This window comes from Pseudomonas sp. HLS-6 (genome assembly GCF_002753995.1).
In the GTDB taxonomy this organism is placed as follows: Bacteria; Pseudomonadota; Gammaproteobacteria; order Pseudomonadales; family Pseudomonadaceae; genus Aquipseudomonas; species Aquipseudomonas defluvii.
Map to the genome: position 1 here is coordinate 2,268,768 of NZ_CP024478.1, position 16,671 is coordinate 2,285,438.

Annotated in this window: 20 protein-coding genes, 1 tRNA gene and 2 pseudogenes; 10 read left to right on the forward strand and 13 right to left on the reverse strand. The window is 57.8% G+C overall.

The window, feature by feature from the left end; all coding sequences use genetic code 11:
- Positions 1-8: 8 nt before the first annotated feature.
- Positions 9-1,376, reverse strand: a complete 1,368-nt coding sequence (locus CS390_RS10615; RefSeq protein ID WP_065757745.1) for an NAD(P)-binding domain-containing protein — start codon at positions 1,374-1,376, stop codon at positions 9-11.
- A gap of 466 nt (positions 1,377-1,842) precedes the next feature.
- Here CS390_RS10615 and CS390_RS10620 point away from each other — a divergent pair.
- The 6 genes and pseudogenes from CS390_RS10620 to CS390_RS10640 form a co-directional block, all read left to right on the forward strand.
- Positions 1,843-2,370: pseudogene (locus CS390_RS10620) on the forward strand (PAS domain-containing protein); the annotation flags it as partial.
- Between the two features lie 90 nt (positions 2,371-2,460).
- Positions 2,461-2,631 (forward strand): annotated as a pseudogene (locus CS390_RS25650) (methyl-accepting chemotaxis protein); the annotation flags it as partial.
- A gap of 128 nt (positions 2,632-2,759) precedes the next feature.
- Entirely contained in the window at positions 2,760-3,173 is a 414-nt protein-coding gene (gene hisI, locus CS390_RS10625) for a phosphoribosyl-AMP cyclohydrolase (RefSeq protein WP_099774313.1), read from the forward strand.
- Complete coding sequence (locus CS390_RS10630; protein ID WP_099774314.1) at positions 3,170-4,513, forward strand: dihydroorotase; 1,344 nt, start codon at positions 3,170-3,172, stop codon at positions 4,511-4,513. The genes hisI and CS390_RS10630 overlap by 4 nt, the downstream gene beginning before the upstream one ends.
- A 165-nt stretch (positions 4,514-4,678) precedes the next feature.
- Positions 4,679-5,878, forward strand: coding sequence for a GGDEF domain-containing protein (locus CS390_RS10635; RefSeq protein WP_099774315.1), 1,200 nt, complete (start codon positions 4,679-4,681; stop codon positions 5,876-5,878).
- Positions 5,879-6,030: 152 nt separating this feature from the next.
- Positions 6,031-6,104, forward strand: a tRNA-Cys gene (locus CS390_RS10640).
- A 100-nt stretch (positions 6,105-6,204) separates the two neighbouring features.
- On the opposite strand, the gene CS390_RS10645 is transcribed toward CS390_RS10640, so the two are convergent.
- From CS390_RS10645 to CS390_RS10700, 12 genes are all read right to left on the reverse strand, one after another.
- The gene (locus tag CS390_RS10645; protein ID WP_099774316.1) at positions 6,205-7,269 is read right to left on the reverse strand and encodes a tyrosine-type recombinase/integrase; all 1,065 of its coding nucleotides are present in this window, start codon (positions 7,267-7,269) and stop codon (positions 6,205-6,207) included.
- A 3-nt stretch (positions 7,270-7,272) separates the two neighbouring features.
- Positions 7,273-7,527, reverse strand: a complete 255-nt coding sequence (locus tag CS390_RS10650) for a DUF4224 domain-containing protein (RefSeq protein ID WP_099774317.1) — start codon at positions 7,525-7,527, stop codon at positions 7,273-7,275.
- Positions 7,528-7,578: 51 nt separating this feature from the next.
- The gene (locus CS390_RS10655) at positions 7,579-8,100 is read right to left on the reverse strand and encodes a hypothetical protein (RefSeq protein WP_256587598.1); all 522 of its coding nucleotides are present in this window, start codon (positions 8,098-8,100) and stop codon (positions 7,579-7,581) included.
- Complete coding sequence (locus tag CS390_RS10660; protein ID WP_099774318.1) at positions 8,100-8,711, reverse strand: hypothetical protein; 612 nt, start codon at positions 8,709-8,711, stop codon at positions 8,100-8,102. Before CS390_RS10660 ends, CS390_RS10655 begins: the two co-directional genes overlap by 1 nt.
- Positions 8,712-8,779: 68 nt before the next feature.
- Positions 8,780-9,598: a DUF2303 family protein gene (locus tag CS390_RS10665; protein ID WP_099774319.1), complete on the reverse strand. Its 819-nt coding sequence runs from the start codon at positions 9,596-9,598 to the stop codon at positions 8,780-8,782.
- A gap of 44 nt (positions 9,599-9,642) precedes the next feature.
- Entirely contained in the window at positions 9,643-9,990 is a 348-nt protein-coding gene (locus CS390_RS10670) for a hypothetical protein (protein ID WP_099774320.1), read from the reverse strand.
- Positions 9,991-10,033: 43 nt separating this feature from the next.
- Positions 10,034-10,273, reverse strand: a complete 240-nt coding sequence (locus tag CS390_RS10675; RefSeq protein ID WP_099774321.1) for a pyocin activator PrtN family protein — start codon at positions 10,271-10,273, stop codon at positions 10,034-10,036.
- Positions 10,270-10,641 carry a hypothetical protein gene (locus CS390_RS10680; protein WP_099774322.1) on the reverse strand — a complete coding sequence of 124 codons (372 nt, stop codon included), beginning with the start codon at positions 10,639-10,641 and terminating at the stop codon, positions 10,270-10,272. The genes CS390_RS10675 and CS390_RS10680 overlap by 4 nt, the downstream gene beginning before the upstream one ends.
- Positions 10,638-10,919, reverse strand: coding sequence for a phage antirepressor KilAC domain-containing protein (locus CS390_RS10685; RefSeq protein ID WP_157767131.1), 282 nt, complete (start codon positions 10,917-10,919; stop codon positions 10,638-10,640). The genes CS390_RS10680 and CS390_RS10685 overlap by 4 nt, the downstream gene beginning before the upstream one ends.
- 9 nt (positions 10,920-10,928) lie before the next feature.
- Entirely contained in the window at positions 10,929-11,501 is a 573-nt protein-coding gene (locus tag CS390_RS10690; protein WP_099774323.1) for a deoxynucleotide monophosphate kinase, read from the reverse strand.
- Positions 11,498-11,686 carry a hypothetical protein gene (locus CS390_RS10695; RefSeq protein WP_099774324.1) on the reverse strand — a complete coding sequence of 63 codons (189 nt, stop codon included), beginning with the start codon at positions 11,684-11,686 and terminating at the stop codon, positions 11,498-11,500. The genes CS390_RS10690 and CS390_RS10695 overlap by 4 nt, the downstream gene beginning before the upstream one ends.
- 116 nt (positions 11,687-11,802) lie before the next feature.
- Entirely contained in the window at positions 11,803-12,615 is an 813-nt protein-coding gene (locus CS390_RS10700) for a helix-turn-helix transcriptional regulator (protein ID WP_099774325.1), read from the reverse strand.
- A gap of 118 nt (positions 12,616-12,733) precedes the next feature.
- On the opposite strand from CS390_RS10700, the gene CS390_RS10705 reads away from it, so the two are divergent.
- From CS390_RS10705 to CS390_RS10720, 4 genes are all read left to right on the forward strand, one after another.
- Positions 12,734-12,943, forward strand: a complete 210-nt coding sequence (locus CS390_RS10705; protein ID WP_099774326.1) for a helix-turn-helix transcriptional regulator — start codon at positions 12,734-12,736, stop codon at positions 12,941-12,943.
- A 141-nt stretch (positions 12,944-13,084) separates the two neighbouring features.
- Positions 13,085-13,573 carry a phage regulatory CII family protein gene (locus tag CS390_RS10710; RefSeq protein WP_099774327.1) on the forward strand — a complete coding sequence of 163 codons (489 nt, stop codon included), beginning with the start codon at positions 13,085-13,087 and terminating at the stop codon, positions 13,571-13,573.
- The gene (locus CS390_RS10715) at positions 13,566-13,769 is read left to right on the forward strand and encodes a TraR/DksA C4-type zinc finger protein (protein WP_099774328.1); all 204 of its coding nucleotides are present in this window, start codon (positions 13,566-13,568) and stop codon (positions 13,767-13,769) included. Before CS390_RS10710 ends, CS390_RS10715 begins: the two co-directional genes overlap by 8 nt.
- The gene (locus CS390_RS10720; protein WP_099774329.1) at positions 13,766-16,462 is read left to right on the forward strand and encodes a bifunctional DNA primase/polymerase; all 2,697 of its coding nucleotides are present in this window, start codon (positions 13,766-13,768) and stop codon (positions 16,460-16,462) included. The genes CS390_RS10715 and CS390_RS10720 overlap by 4 nt, the downstream gene beginning before the upstream one ends.
- Positions 16,463-16,671: the final 209 nt, after the last annotated feature.

Sequence of the window (16,671 nt, forward strand, 5' to 3'; positions counted from 1 at the left end):
TGGGCGGCTTAGCTGGCGGATTTGACGGTAACGTGTGGCTCGCTGAGGTAGGCCTCCATTGAGTCGTCCAGCGCCTCGAGCCAGGGGGTATGGTGGGGCGGTGACTGGGTGCCGGTCATCAGCGAGCGATAGGACTTATCACGGTAGCCCATGATGTTGGTCGCTTTGTCGTGCTTCCATTGCAGGAAGGTTTCGTTCACTGCCGGGATATCGAAGCTTGGGTAGTCCGTTGCGTCCACCAGTTGCTGGATGTACGCCCCCTGGTACTCGAACATTTGCTGGTTGGTTTGCAGCTCGGCTTCGCGTGCTTGCCATTGCAGGCAGTCGGCGTTGCGGGTGGCTGCGTCAGGCAAGGCGATACGCTGCAGGATCACATCGCGCGCATACCAGGCTTGAGCATCAAACATGTTGAAGGAGTACCACTGGTCCTGCATCCCGAGGTAGATCAGCTTCGGGTTGGGTTCCCAGAAGATCCCCTTGTAGAGATTGCGCGGCCAAAGGCGGTTGTCGGTTTTCAGACTCAGCGATTCAGGCAGGAACGGGAAGTGGTGCTTGTACCCGGTGCACAGAATCACCGCGTCGATCGGCTTGCTGGTGCCGTCGATAAAGTAGGCCCGGTCGTTCTCCAGGCGTTGTAGCAGGGGCTTTTCTTCCCAGTTCGATGGCCAGTTGTAGCCCATGGGCGAGGTACGATAGCAACTGGTGATACTGCGGGCGCCATACTTGTAGCACTGCGAGCCAATGTCCTCGGCAGAGTAGCTGCTACCGACAATCAAGAGGTTCTTGTCTTTGAATTCCAGTGCTTCGCGGAAGTCATGGGCATGCAGAATACGCCCGGCAAACTGTTCAAAACCTGGGAAGTAGGGGACTATTGGCGTCGAGAAGTGCCCACAGGCATTGATCACGTAATCAAATTCTTCCAGGGTCTCGGTATCGTTCTGGTAGTCATGGGCCAGAACGGAGAAGCGCTGAGTGTGCTCATCGAAGCTGACCTGACGCACCACCGTGTTGAAGCGGATGTAATCGCGTACGCCGGCTTTCTCGACGCGGCCCTTGATGTAGTCCCAGAGGACTTCACGGGGAGGGTAAGAGGCGATCGGTCGGCCAAAATGCTCTTCAAAGGTGTAGTCGGCAAACTCCAGGCACTCTTTCGGCCCGTTCGACCAGAGGTAGCGGTACATACTGCCGTGGACCGGCTCGCCGTTTTCATCCAGGCCGGTGCGCCAGGTGTAGTTCCACATGCCGCCCCAGTCTTGTTGCTTTTCGAAGCAGACCAGTTCGGGAATGGCAGCGCCTTTGTCCCGAGCCGATTGAAACGCCCGAAGTTGTGCCATGCCGCAGGGGCCTGCACCAATAATTGCAACGCGTGAGTTCATGGGTGTGCCTCTTAGTCCGAATTGACATCAGCGTGTTCCGCATCAGTGATGCGATAATTCCTGTCCGGAAAAATACTTGCCCAAAAGGAATCTCTGCTCAATCCGGAAAAAGAGGTATGCCTAAAGAGGTAGCTTGATAGAAACCACTGGCGATATACCCACAAAGAGGTATCTGTGTGGCGCGAAGCCCCTTGTTATAGTCCGACAGGCGTTTGCTCCCACGCACTCGCCAGAACAACGCGAGCGAGCGTAGTGTTCACTGTCAGGAGAAGTCGCCATGTGGTTCAGACATTCCGCAACCGCGCTGGCCGTTGAACTTACCCGCATGATGAAGTGCCTGTTGGTCGAACAACCGGCAGATATCAGTCAGGCCGTGGGGTTGAAGCGTCAACCTGAATTGCTTGCCGTTTTTCAGGCATTGAGCGAGCAATGGCACGCTCATCTGCAGTGGCAGCGTCAGGCTGCCATGGTGCCGACGGCGCCTTGCAGCGCCGAGGACTATCAGCGTTTGCTCGCGCAATTGGCCGATGTCGAGCATCAGCGTCTTGAACTTGAGGCCGAGTTGGCGCATTGCCGCGAAGAACGGGCGGCAACGGCCGAGTTGCAAAATCGTCGGGTAGAAGATGAGCAGGCGTGGGCGCTTACCAGGCAGGCGCTGACAGAGGGGTGTTGGGACCTCACGGTCGTTAATGGTGATGCTGATCATCTGAAGAACATAATCCGGTGGTCTGACCAGTTTCGCCAGCTTATCGGCTACAGCCCTGAAGAGTTCGCAGATGGTTGGGACAGTTTTTTTGCCGTTGCGCAGCCGCAGGACCTGAAAAATGTCATGCGGGTGTTTGCTGAGTGCACGGCCAAAAACTCGGCTCAGTCTACCTACACCGTTGAATACCGCATGCGTCACAAAACCCGCGGTGAAACCTGGTACCGCGAGCGTGGTTGTTGCCTGCGCGATGCTCAAGGTGTGTTGCTCAGGGTAGTGGGTGCGGTACGTGACATCAGTGATGAGAAGGCTGCTGAAGCACTGCGTACCCGTGAGCAAGACACGATAAGGAACACCTATGGAGAAATCGCCAAGGTGGCAGGTGCGATCAAGGGGATTGCCGAACAGACCAACCTGTTGGCACTGAACGCGGCCATCGAAGCCGCCCGTGCTGGTGAGCAGGGGCGTGGTTTTTCTGTGGTGGCCGATGAGGTTCGCAACCTGGCCAAGCGTACCCAGGAGTCGGTGCAGCAGATTCAGACGATGCTCAAACGAGACGAGTGAACCGCCATCACCTGCGCATGGGCTAGACAGTCGTCATACGCAGTGATGCGGTGTAGAGGCACTTGGAATGTTAATGTTATAAGATAACATTTGTTTCCGGAATCAGGTGCCTCAGCATGTCGCTTCTCGCGTTGGAGAAGGCCCCGGCGGGCTTTCGTTACCCCCTTTCACAAGCACTCGATGCCCTTCCCTGGAATGAGCAGGGCTTGATTGCGGCCATTGCACAGCAGCATGACATGGGCCAGGTACTGATGCTGGCCTGGATGAACCGTACGGCATTGGAGCAAACCCTGGCCACCGGGCGGGTGAGTTACTGGTCGCGTAGTCGGCATCAGCTGTGGCGCAAGGGCGATACGTCCGGGCATGTCCAGCAATTGATCGAAGCGCGTCTGGACTGCGATGGCGATGCCATCCTGCTGCAGGTGGAACAGCACGGGCCTGCCTGCCATACCGGGCGCCCAAGCTGTTTTTACAATGTGATTTGCGGTCAGCAGATCGAGGTACAGGGTGCGCCGGGAGGTAAGCCGTGAGCAGTGTGCTGATCCGTAATGCCCGCTTGGTCAATGAAGGGCGCATCGTCGACGCTGACCTGCTGGTTGCCCATGGTCGTATCGAAAAGATCGCGGGCAGCATTCAGGGGCGCAACGCCAGCGTGGAAATCGATGCCGCCGGGCAATGGTTGCTGCCCGGCATGATCGACGACCAGGTGCATTTTCGCGAACCTGGCGCACCGCACAAGGCCAGCATCGCCAGCGAGTCACGCGCCGCCGTGGCCGGTGGTATCACCAGCTACATGGACATGCCCAATACCCACCCGGCAACGCTGGACCTGAACGCGCTGGCCGACAAGAAGTCCCGCGCTGCGCGCAGTTCGGTGGCCAACTACGGCTTTCACTTTGGCGTCAGCAAGGACAACCTTGAGACGGTAGCCCGCCTTGACCCGCGCGAGGTGGCGGGGGTGAAGGTGTTCATGGGCGCGTCTACCGGCGACATGCTGGTCGATGACCCGTTGCTGCTGGAGCGGCTGTTCGCCTGTGTGCCGACCGTGCTGTTGGCCCATTGCGAGCACACGCCGTCGATTCTTGCCAATGAAGCACAGTTTCGCGCGCGCTACGGTGACCTTATCAGCCCCGCGCTGCACCCGCAGATTCGCAATGTCGAGGCCTGTTTTCGCTCATCAAGCCTGGCGGTGGAGCTGGCGCGGCGTTTTGGTACGCGGCTGCACGTGCTGCACCTGAGCAGCGCCCGTGAGCTGGCACTGTTCGAGGACAAACCGCAGGCTGAAAAGCACATCAGCGCCGAAGTCTGTGTGCATCACCTGGTGTTCGACGACCGTGACTATCCAGCGTTGGGCAACCGCATCAAGTGCAACCCCGCGATCAAGTCCCAGGCGGACCGCGATGCCTTGCGCCAGGCCTTGTTGGGCAATCGCCTGGACGTGATCGGCACCGACCATGCCCCGCACACCCTTGAGGAGAAAAGCGTGCCTTACAGTCAGGCACCGTCCGGCCTGCCTTTGGTGCAGCACGCGTTGCCAGCGCTGCTGGAACTGGTTGAGCAAGGCCTATTGCCGCTGACACGTCTGGTGGAAAAGACCAGCCATGCCGTCGCTGAGTTGTTCGCGATTTCGGAGCGGGGTTACCTGCGCGAAGGCTACTGGGCGGACTTGGTGCTGATCGAGCGCCTGGCGCAGCCGCGCGCCGTCGACCTCGATCCGTTGCTTGCCCATTGCCAATGGACGCCGTTCAGCGGTCGAGCATTTCATCACCGAGTGGCCACCACCCTGGTTTCGGGACAGTTGGCCTGGCACCAGGGCCGCCTGTTCGATGATTGCCAGGGCCTGCCGCTGTCTTTCACCCCTCGCCGGTAAATGCCCCTGAGAGGCGTGGATAGAGGCTATGCCTGAGGCTGCTCACTGGCGGCCAGCCTTCGACCCTGAGTAGCATGACGCCGGCAAGACTTGCCAGCATGGCGGTGTAAGCGCAAGCTCTGGCGCTTATGCGGTATCCCCACCTCAAGGACGCAGTGAGCTGCCATGGTCGCGCATACGCCAACGTTGTTTGCCTCCGTTGCCCTTGTGGCAACCATCATGGCGTTCTGCTTGATTCTCGTGGCCCAGTACAACCAGCGTGACGGTGTATTGACCACCGGGGTCGGCTTGCTTGCCCATGCGGCTGCCTATGTTTGCTACACCCTCTATGGGCACGGCCCTTTGTGGCTCACCTATGGTGCTGCCAACACCTTGTTGTCGATTGCGCTGGGTTACTACGCCATCAGCATCTTCCGGATTCGTGACCTGACGGTGCCCTGGCTTCGCGTGTTCAGCCTGCCGCTAGTCATGCTGGTGTCGATGGCGCTGCTGATCGACACCCTGGAACTGCGCATGTTGGCGGCATCGCTGGTGCTGATCCTGCAATGCCTGTTGATTGTTTGTCTGGCCTACCGGTACAGCGAGCCCGGGGGCAGGGCGCAGGTGTTGCTGATTATCGGCGGGAGCATCAGCCTGATCGGCCTGGGCATGCGTGTGGTGGCGATCCTGCTCGGCGGCGCAGCCGAGATGCAATATAACGTCAGCAACCTGACACAAACCATTTCCGTGAGTATCGGGACGGCGACGGTGATGATGTACTCACTCGGCCTGGTGTTGCTGTCGAAGGAGCGCAGCGAGTCGAAGCTGCAGCACATGGCCCATCGTGATGTCTTGACCGGCATGCTCAATCGACGGGCGATCCTGGAGCGGTTTTCGGACGAACTGGAGCGCGCGTATCTGACCAGGGCCAGCCTGGCGGTGGCGATGATCGACATCGACCACTTCAAGCAGATCAATGATATTCACGGTCACCTTGTTGGTGACTCGGTGCTTGTCCATTGTGCGCAGCACTTGAAGAAACGTCTGCGTCATGCCGACATCATTGGCCGTTACGGCGGCGAGGAATTCCTCGTGCTGCTGCCGTCCACCGATGCCGAGGGTGCGCTGGCCGTTCTCGACGCACTGCGTATGTCATTGGCGAGGGCACCGGCGGTGGTCGATGGGCTGAGTATCCCGGTGTGCTTCAGTGCCGGCGTGTGGTGCGGCACTCCCGAGCCAGGCGACAGCACGGCGAACCTGATTGCCAGGGCCGATGTCGCCCTCTATGAGGCCAAAGCCTCCGGCCGAAACACGGTGCGGTTGGCACCTGCTGCAGCGCAAGCCTCGGAAGGCTATGCCCGTGACAGTGTTCAGGCACCCGGTTAGCGCGCTTAGAAGAAAAAATGTGAACAAGGGGTTGCCAAGGTCAAAAAACGAGTACATAATCCCGCTCACTCCACAGGGAGTCAGCAAAAACTCTTTAGATAACAAAGAGTTGAAGCGAGTTTGAAGCAGCGATAGCAGCTTCGGACATTTGAGGCCGAGTAGCAAAGTGGTTATGCTCCGGATTGCAAATCCGTCTACGCCGGTTCGATTCCGACCTCGGCCTCCATATTCAAAAGCCCCGCAGATTAAGGTCTGCGGGGCTTTTTCGTTGTGGGCTGGAACGCAAAGTGTTCCGCAACTTTTGCCATGTGTTCCGCAACTCAGCCCTACCGAGTAGGGCTGACGATCTCTCCGACGCGCCTGTAAACGTCTTTTGTGATCTTCTCTTTCGAGTGCCCCAGCAGCCTGCTGGCATGGCTGATGTCCTCAATTTCAGAAGCCGCTTTCGGGCGTATGTCCTTGAACATGAACTTGCGGATCCGGTCGGCTAGCTCTCGATCTCCGGCGTGTTCGATCTGTGCTGCTGCGCGTTCACGGGCCTCACTGAATCGGTTTCTCAGCATTTCCCAGCTCATGCGCAAGCCTGACTGATTGGTGATCAGGCGCGAACTCTTGATGCCGGCTAGTGCTCGCCGCTCCAGCAGATCGTCAATGAACCGTCCCAGGCCGGAAGGTTGGTCCCCGTCGGTTAACCGAATACGAAGCCGCTTGTCTGTTTTGTTTTGTCCGACGAACAAGTACTCGTCGGTCAGGTCGGCAGTCGATACCTTGAGCGTGTCGGCGGGGCGTTGACCTGTCAGGTAGGCAAGGTCCATGGCGTCCTTCAGCTCTTGAACGGCTTCACTGTAAACGGCGTCCCATACCTGGTCAGTAGCGTAGTAGTCGCGCACCTTTTCCTTGTTTCGACGGACCTTAAGGCAGGGGTTCCTGTCTGCAAAACCCCATTCAACGGCAATCGTAAAGACGTGCGAAAGCAATGCGATCTCTCGGTTCGCCCTTGTCTTGGCAGAGCGGGCATCGCGATACTGGGCAACCACTGGTGGCGTAATCGACTCGATTGGGGCCTCATCAAACGCCTTTCGTAGGTTCTTCAGCTCGTAGCCATTGTCTTTTTGGGTGCGGGGTTTCTTGGTCGGAATGATTTCTCGCTCGTAGCGATCAAACAGTTCCCGCATCAAGCTCATGACCTTCGGCATGGCTTTCTGCTCGAGCCGTGCCCACTCAAGCTTGGCCTCAGCCAAGTCCTGTCCCAGAGGTATTTCGACCCGCCTGCCTTCTGCATCCCGGCCGCAGTAGTAGTAAGCCACCCATAGCTTCCCACTCTTTCTCTTTCTGGCCCGCCGGATCATTCGCTCCGGCAGGTCTCGATTTTCCTTTTTTCTCTTGCGCATTCGTTATCCCACCCGCGACAGGTCTAATGTCCAGGTGTCCGCCACAGCATTGGTTGCTGAAGGCTTTACACCGGCAAGCTTCAGGCGGGCGTACACCCTGCCTATAATCGGGCGTCTTGCTCTGTTCAACGCGTACTGCCAGCCGTTGTTTGTTAGCCAGGTGATCTGTTTTGACGGCTTCTGGTACCCAGTAATTGCGGCCACTTCTTCTTCACTAAGGGTCTCAGCCTGAACAGTGTCTCCCTGCCACTTACTCATCGTCTGGTCCCTCAAAGAAGTGCTTAGCAGCGTGCAGGGTCGGCATATTCATCACTGTTCTCCCTGCAGGCTTTTCAGTAGCGACTGCAGTTGCTTGAACTTGGCCAATCGTTCGGCATTGCCTTCGCGCTCAGCCTCAACGGAAAGTGCAACTTCCTCGATGCGTGCTGCCAGTCTTTTCAAGCGCTGGCTGAAATCTTCAGCAACCGAAATCACTTCGTGAGACAGACTGGCCAGCACATCAAGCGCACCAGCTTCGGATTTCTTTGTGGCTGATACGACCTTCAGTGCTTCTTTTGGCATGTCCTGTTCCTTCTTTCTTGATGGTGCTGTTTTCGGCGTGACGCGCTGGAAATGCCCGCTGATCGGCTCACGGACTAGGCCGGCTTCTTTCAGTTCGCCAAGGCACCTGCGCACAGCTCGGTTATCTGCGGCTGTGCCGGTGGTCCGTAACAAGTGATAGATGTTCGAGCAATGCCAGTGCTCCTGGATCGGTACCGCCTGGAAAATTTTCTGTGCCAAAGTGGACTGGCTATCCAACATTTGCTGGTGACGAGATGCGGTCATAGCCATTAGCTCTGCACCTGCGTTCGGTCCAGGCGCTCGATCTCGGCCAGGATCAGGGCGCAGGCCTTGACCAGCATGCGGCGTGGGGCTTCCTTCTTTACTGGCCAGCGACAAATGTTATTCAGAGGGGGCCATTCTGGAGTGGTTCCAATCCCAAGCAGGGTGATTACAGCAGCGGCTTTGGCCAACTCACCGGATTTGTAATGTTCGTCGTGCTCCGGCGTGTAGCCTTTTTCCTTAATCTGTCGACGCCGTTCGGCCAGTACTTCTCGAGCTGCGGTGGCATGTATGTTGGCGCGAGGCTTGCCGTGCCAGACTGGATGATCAGCATTGCGCGTCTGGGCATTGCTACCGCATTCCCCGCAGACCCAGCTAGCGGCGTCTGCGTCCAGTTCTGCCAGTTTTGCGCGCAAGCTCTCGCACTCGGCGCCGGTTTTGGCCAGCTCCCCTTCAAGTTCCTCGATCTCAAGTGCATGCAGTGCGTGCCGTTTTGCGAGGCCATCTTCAAAGCCAGCGGTGCTAGCGCGGTGGCGGGTTGTGGCGAACAGGAACGGGAGGAATGCTAGAGTGAACAACCAAAGGGCTACAAGGGCGAGGATGTAGTGCTGCTGTTGCATGTGCTGCGCTCCGTATAGGGTGCCCGCCGCCGTGATCTTTGGTGAGAGGTCGGCGGCGGGCGATGGTGTTACTTGCCTACGCTGAAGGTGCCCAGGGTGAGGGTGGCTGCGCTGCCGACTTCCTGGCTGAGGACTGCTTTGAACTCTTGGGCGATTTCTTCCTGCTGCACTTCTTTGCCCACCCAGCGGAGCTTGAGCGCTGGTTTGTCGCCGCCAGTCAGGATGCTGAGCTTGAGGGTAAAGGTGCGCTCGCCCAGGCCTTCATAGGGAGCGAAGGTGAAGTGCAGGGCGTCGATGCGGATGTCATCGCTGGCCGCTTCGATGCTGTCCATGGCGCTGCGTGAGGCTCCGAAGTTGTGTTCGGAGTGGTTCGCGGCGGAACTTGCCTTGATGGTGATGTTGCGCACGGCGTTCACAGCCGCGCCGATGGCGAGCTGGGTGCCAGTGTCTTGGATCGCGGCCAGGCTGGCGTGCCAGTCTTCCATCCATTCGGCCAGCTCGCGCTGAGTGAGCTGCTTGCCGGCGATGGCAGTCAGCGCCTGGTAAGCGGCGGTTGGCTTCAGCGCCAGTTTGGCCAAGTCGTCGCCATGGCCCGGCAGGTTTGAGTCACCCAGGTTGAAGAAGACAGTGCAGCTCATGCTGTCCTGATCGACAAAGCCTCGAGCGGTGGTCTCCGAGGATTGCGCCAGCACGTAGTCCGCGAAGTCGTGAAGGCTATTTGTGTTCAGCATTCCACGGAAGCGCGACCGATGCAGCTGGAGGTGTTCCAGGCTGCGGACCTGGACGTTATCCGGTAGGGCGACTACGGGCACATGAGTCAGCGGCAATTCTCGCGCTGCTGCTGCGTTGTCGATGATCAGTTCGAGGGTGTCTTTATTCAGGGACATCAGGTATTTCCTTTTTGGTGAGAGGTTTTGGTGCAGCACGGGGTTTAAACTTCGCGGGCCTTGACCGGGGCTTCGTCGCGGGTAAACAGCTGTGCGGTCGGGTCTGTCTGGAACAGGGTCAGCCCTTGAGCTGTTACGTAAAGCGGAGTGTCCAGGGTGGTGTCTTCGCGGCGCTTGCCACGCTTGGTGGGCTCGACAAAGTCCAGGGTGTGGCTGATGGCGACTTGGTTGCTCTGGCCGATCTGTTTGATCTTGAGCTTGATGGTCACTTCCCCGACCTTGCTGTGGTCAACAACGCCGGCGGCAACGTCCGAGAGGGCGCGGCCAATCTGCTGGCTGAATACGCCAGCATTGAGTGAGTTGAAAAAGTCGTTGGTATCAGTTGCTTTCATGTGCTGTGCTCCTGGTTAATGCCCCTGTAGGCCGGGGCCGCCGTCATGCTGCTTGCTGTGCCTGTGCATCCAGGTAGGCGGCAAGGTCGTGCAGATAAACCACAGGCTTGGCGCGTGCCGAGCCGTGCAGCTTGGTGAGCTTGAGTTTGATCCGGCCTGCCCTGATCTCGTCCCGCAGATGGCGATCGGTTCGGATGTGCGGAAAATAGTGCTCCCGAATAGCGGTCAGAGTTGGGCAGGGCGTTGTCCATTGGCGGCGTAGCTGGTTAAGCGTGTCGCTCATGGGGTCTCCCCACGCCCCTCAGTGGGCGGCAGCAACTTGAGGCGGATCAGTTCTGCCAGCCCCTCTTTGGTCTTTCCTGATGCGGCTGCGCAGACTTGCCCCTTGGCATCGGCTACCACTGCGCCCAGAGGGAACTCTGGCGAGTTGGTTGGCGTGACGTAGGCAACCTGGCCTTCAGCGATCACCTGTTCTACGCAGCGAAAGGCTTCGATCAGTTCGACTGCTGCTGGGGGAAGACCCTCCAGCAGTGTTAGGGCCTCAGCAGCTGCACCGGTGAGAGTGGCGCGACTGATCACCGTAGGGTGATTGAGGAACATGGGTACCAGCTTCAGGGCACCGACTGCAGAGGTGATAGCGTTTTGGCTCATGCCACGTTGTCCTTGCTCTGTTGGGTCACTTCGATGCCGAGTTGCTTGGCGAGCCAGGCGACGCCTTTCTCTTTCACGATGACCACGCTGTAGTGGCTGAAGGTGTTGATGCTGGGGTTCCAGCGGCTGCGTGCGTCGACGTACATGTAGCCCCGATCTCGGTGTTTGCTTGCAAGCTCGCCGGATTGGGTCAGGATGCCGATTTCACGCAGACGTTTACGGAATGTCCGTGGCTTCAGGCCGAGCAGGGCGGCGGTCGCGTCGAGGGTTCGATTCATGGCTGTGCCTCACGCTGCAAAGCGCTGAGCGCGTTTAACCAGCACATGTACGAACTCGTCGATCTGGCCGTACAGGTCATCCAGCGAACCGATGTTGTGCAGCACCAGGTCGTTGTCCTGAATGCCAATACCTAGTTCGCTGCTGTGAGGATTGACCTCTGGGGTGTCAGGGCGGATGAGGTGAATAACCACGCCTCCACGCTTGCGGACAAACTCGGCTTCATTCTCGAAGCGCAGATCGCTGATGACGAAGCCCGATGCGGTGTCATACGTTTCAGCCAGGAATGCGAGATTTTGTTCTGCGACCAAGAGCCAGAGTTCCGGGTGGACCAAGTTGCGGCCCCACTCTGTACCGATGGATTGCATCAGCTCGCGTGGCGATTTGCCGAGCCAGCCAATCGACTGCTCCTTGCGATCACCATCAAAGTCGCAGGGGCTCAGGTTGAAGATGTTCATCAGGCCGTCACGCAATGGGTCTGCGAACGCGTATGCCTGGAGATTGTGAGTGTTGACCAGGTGCTTTGCTGCGGTGTCTTTGCCGGAGCGGGCGCGGCCAGCGAGGCCAATCAGAAGTTTGGTCATGCTACGTCACCCCCGAATGGGGCGCCGATGGCATTGCTGGCTTTTACGGCTTTGGCGCGGCCTTTAGGGGAGGTGATGATCAGCAGGCCGGTACGGCGCTGGATAGCCTCAACCGCTGCGCGGGAGCTGCAGGCGGCTGGGTGCAGGTACACCTGGCAGGGTGCGTTGTGCTGTGTGGAATTCATGTCACGTACTCTGTGGTGAGGGGGTACGCGACAAAATTAGTGCCACTGCTTTATTATGTCAACAGTGATACTTATATTTTGGTGTAAAAATTAGGGCGCTTCTCGGCGCCCTATGGTTACAGTAGTACGGAATACCAGAAAACCTTGCCGATTACCTGAATGTGGGACTCCACGTAGTCTCCATCGTAACGCTCGTCTGGATGCTCATCGGAATTGTAACTCCGCAGACGTAGGCCACCACCAGGCATCCTATAGAGCAGCTTCACGCGCAATTGGCCGTCATGATTGATAGCGTACATTTTGCCGTCCTGAACCTGAGTCGCTGCGGTATCTACTCCCACAGTACTTCCGTCAGGCAAGACGGGTTCCATGCTATTGCCGGTAACCGGGACGCAACCGGCAGATGCTGGGTCGATCTGCTTTCTTTGCAGCGTCCGTTTACCAAAGCGCAACTTACGGCCATTTGTCTCCAGCATAACCTCTGAACCCTTACCAGCTGACAGCTCAACTTCCTTGAAAAATGGCAGCTCTACTTCGTCGCTACCGAGCGGCGTGCTGTCGTCCCAAACCTCGATTGGAATGAGTTCCGATCTGATCTCGGGCTTGGATGCTTCACCAATGCTTGGGGCAAAACTATCGTGTGGGGCTCCCAGTACTGGCATACGTGCGAGCTTTGCCAGGCGAGGGCTGACTTCGTCGATCTGGAAATTTAGGAATGCGGCGAGTCGGTACAGGGCGCTAATGTTCAGTGGAATTTTGCCGTTCATGTACTGGCTCACCACGCTCTGACCAGCCCAGCCACAGGCATCTGCAAGCTTCTCTTGGGTTAGAGAGGGATCCTCACGCTTTCTAGCCTGATAGATAGCCTTGAGGCGCGCAGCTTCAGCGCTTCGTATTTCGGGGGTCGGAGTAAGCGGGTCGTAGGTCATACCATCAAATTTATAAGCGAAGCTTATTTTAACCAAACAGTAGGGCTGATTTTTTTGCTTGCGACAATAAAGAAGTAACACTAATATCTGTTGCTGGCAGCCTCTCGAGGACGTAGGTATGAGCAACGAGATTGGTATTCCCCTTTGCGAGTTCGCCAAGGGTAGAACGCAGCCAGAGCTTGCTGCACTGCTGTGCGTATCGCAAAGCGCGGTATCACAGATGATTAACTCGGCTCGCGACATAAGGATCAGAGTCAACGATGCCGGGGAGTGTACGGCCGTGGAAATACGGCCCATTGGAAATCGCAAAAAAACGAATGCTGCTTAAAAGACGCCGGGCCGGGACCCTCTCACCACAAGATCACCCCGGCCCAGCTACGACGACACACAGCACATGCACATCGGTCGTAGTCATAGGATAGGGCGTGCCCGCTTTTATGGCTACACCGTAAACAGGGGATTTACGGTTATGAGTCGCACAGACCTACTGCCGGACGCTGGTCCGGTTCTGTCTTTGCGTCAGGCGCTTTATCGTGCCGGGCGCGACTTCAAGGGCGGTGTTACCGCTCTTGCCTTTCAAATGGTAATCGACAACGACGCCTTACAGAAAAAGCTGAAGCTCGATGAGGAGCGCCGGTGGCTCACCCCAGATGAACTGGAAGAGGTCATTCGCCTTACGGCGGATCCGCGATTGCTGGATGCACTTGTGCGCCCGGCAGGTGCTGTGTGGTACCGCCCGGTACCAGTGCCTGCGACCCATGAGGCTCTGAAGGCCGTAGGCAAACTACTGGAAGAGGCTGGAGAGTTTGTTGCCAGCATGCACGATGGTGCAGCCGACAAACGATGGGAGCAGCACGAAGTGCTCGACCTGGAGCAGCGCGGTATGGACGTCATTCGCGAGGTGCTTGGCATCATGGCCGGCGCACGTAAATCGATGGAGGACCGTCTCCATGGCTGACATCGCTGATCTGGCCAATGAACAGGCCGACTACCACTTGCAGGTCGCGCTGGGGCGCCACAAGCGCCAGGGCGCCAAGCCAAGTGCCGAGTTCTGTGTTGATTGCGATGAGTCCATTCCGTTGCGTCGTCAGCAGTCTGTGCCAGGCTGTGAAACCTGCATCAGTTGCCAGGAACTGCGGGAGCGTTGCAGATGACTGAGCGCAATGGAATGCCTATATCTGCTTGGGCTCGGCGTTACATTGAAACATTCGGTCTCGCGTTGGTGCCGATCGAGCCCGGCGAAAAAGGACCCAAAGGCAAAGGTTGGAACCAGCCAGGTGGCTACATTACCGACGCTCAGGCAGCTGAGGCATTCTGGCAAGACAACCCATCGCACAATCTTGGTGTCGTACTGGGGCCGAGTCGGGTCTGTTCCCTAGACGTCGACGACGTTGAATGGACCCGCTTTGTCTTGCGTGAACAGCTGGGGATGGATCTGGATGCGCTTGCGGAGGCTCACCCTACGGTGGTGGGAAACCCGGCGCGTTTTCGTGTGTTGTTCCGAGTACCCGACGGCATTGATCTCACCCGTCACTCCTTGAGCTGGCCCAATCAGAGTGATCCCGATGGGGCGATATGGAAAGGGCTGATGGCCCAGGCTAAGGCCGCGAAGGATGCTGGTGATTTTGAGCGCGAAGCTGTAATGCGGGCAGCTGCGGATCCTTTTAAAAAGTTCACTGTGCTCGAGCTGCGAGCAGGCCTAGTTCAAGATGTCATGCCGCCTTCAATTCATCCTGGTACCGGTAAGCCTTACACCTGGCGAAACCCGCCAAAGCCAGAGGGGCTGCCGGACTTGCCGTCCGATCTGTTGGCGATCTGGCAGGGTTGGGACGAGTTCAAGCGTGGCGCTGAGGCAGTTTGCCCGTGGGTGCCCAAGGCTGCGTCAATGGCGAAGCCCGCAGTTACAGAGCCTCACCGCATAGCCCCTCGCAGCGGTCGTGAGCTGCCCAAGGTGATCGACGAGTTCAATCGTTCCCACGACATTGAGTCGCTGATCACTGCGCATGGCTATACACGCCACGGTGCCAAGTGGTTGTGTCCTCACAGCAGTAGCGGTCTGCCCGGGATCACCATTACCGATGGAAAGCTGTACTCCCATCACAGTTCAGACCCGCTGGCCAACGGGCATCAAAACGATGCTTTTGATGTGTTTTGCGTGCTTGAGCATGGCGGTGACGTGCAGGCTGCAACCCGCGCTGCTGCTCGCATTCTCGGGTTGAATGCTCCCGTTCGAGTGCCTGCGCCGCCACCAGTTGGTGAGCTTCCCCGCGCCCCATCAGACGACAGCGATCCCGGCGCGGGCCGCTCCTCTGACAATGGGGGCGCGGGGGAGGGTGATGCTCTAGGTATCGAACAATTGCGCCGCCGCTTTGCCTTGGTCGAGGGAACCACTCATGTGTGGGATCTGGATAAGACCAAGGTAATGAAGAAGTCGGGCTTTGAGGCTCTGGTCGGTAAGGCTTTGGCCAAAGAGTGGATCGAGCGGCAAGACAAAAGACTGATTTCGCCTGATCAGGTACAGGAGTTCGAGCAGGCGCGGCGCATGACCACCAAGAAGGGCGGTGCGCTGCAGATGTCGCCGATCGACAGGTACGTCTATATCGACGGTACCAAGGATGTTTGGGACCGAGAAAAGAAGCGCCGTATCGCTGAGGGTGCTGTCAAGATGGCGTTAGGAGATGCCTATGCGCTATGGCTGAACAGTGCGGAAAGGCGGGTTGTCGATGTCGACCATATCGTCTTCGACCCAACTATGACCAAAGACCCGAATCTCTACATCAATACCTTCGAGGGGCTGCCTCTTGAACCTGTGAGAGACGACGCAGCCTGTGAGAACTTGCGCTGGCTGATTTCGTTCCTTTGTAACAATGACGAGCGGGCCGCCGACTGGCTGACCAAGTGGCTTGCATACCCATTGCAGCACTTGGGCGCCAAGATGGACACCGCTGTGTTGATGCACTCCATCATGGAGGGCTCCGGTAAGAGCCTGCTGTTCGCTGATGTATTTGGTGCCCTTTATGGGCAATACGCCGCGACCGTCGGACAGACGCAGTTGGAAGGCAGTTTCAACGCTTGGCAGAGCCGCAAGCTTTGGGCTGTGTTCGAGGAAGTTGTCAGCCGCGACCAGCGCTACAACCAAGTCGGCAAGATCAAGCACATGATCACCGGCAAGACGGTGCGTATGGAGTCGAAGTTCATTAATGGCTGGGAAGAGTCCAACCACATGAACGCCGTCTTTCTGAGCAATGAAATCCTGCCTTGGCCGATCAGCGACAGCGACCGGCGCATGCTGGTGATGTGGCCCACGGAAACCTTGCCTGTCGAACGACAGAAAGCCATTGGGCATGAGTTGGCGAACGGTGGGGTGGCTGCGTTGTATGGCTGGCTGCTGAGTGTCGACCTTGGCGATTTTAACCAGCGCACGAGGCCACCGAAGACTGAGGCGAGGGAGCGTTTGGTTGCGCTGAGCCGGGCTGCTTGGCAGACCTTTCTGCACCTCTGGCGGTGTGGTGACCTGGGGCAGGGTCTGTGGGGCAGTTGCACCACTTCGGACTTGTACGCGCTGTTTCTGGAATGGTGTCAGCGCAACAAGGAGCATTCGATGAGTCAGACGAAGTTCTCTCTGTTCATCAGCTCGGTCGTGGAAAAGACGCGGCCCATTCCCTGGACAGATGGCAACAACAGAAGGTTTGCCGCGTTCTTTTTCCCTGATGACCCCGAGGCTTCCCTGCCCCCATCACTGACAGCGGCCGACCTGGGCAAAGCTGTTGTCGCTTGGCGTGCCAATGCCAAGTTGGCAGGTTGGAATGTGGATGCCTGGGACCATGTGAAGGGGCTTGCCGCATGAGTACGACCTTGGGTGTGGTGGGTGTGTTGGGTTTGTGTTGGGTGGAATTGGTTGTGGCAACACACTGTAAGTGCGCATTTTGCGCGGATTTGCGGTGTGCTGATTGGGGTGTGTTGGGTTTTGCGTCGCGCACGCGCATGCGCGTTGTATTCAGGCAGGGTAATAAGGAGAAAAACATTCCACATGCGAACCCTCAAAAACTCAACAAA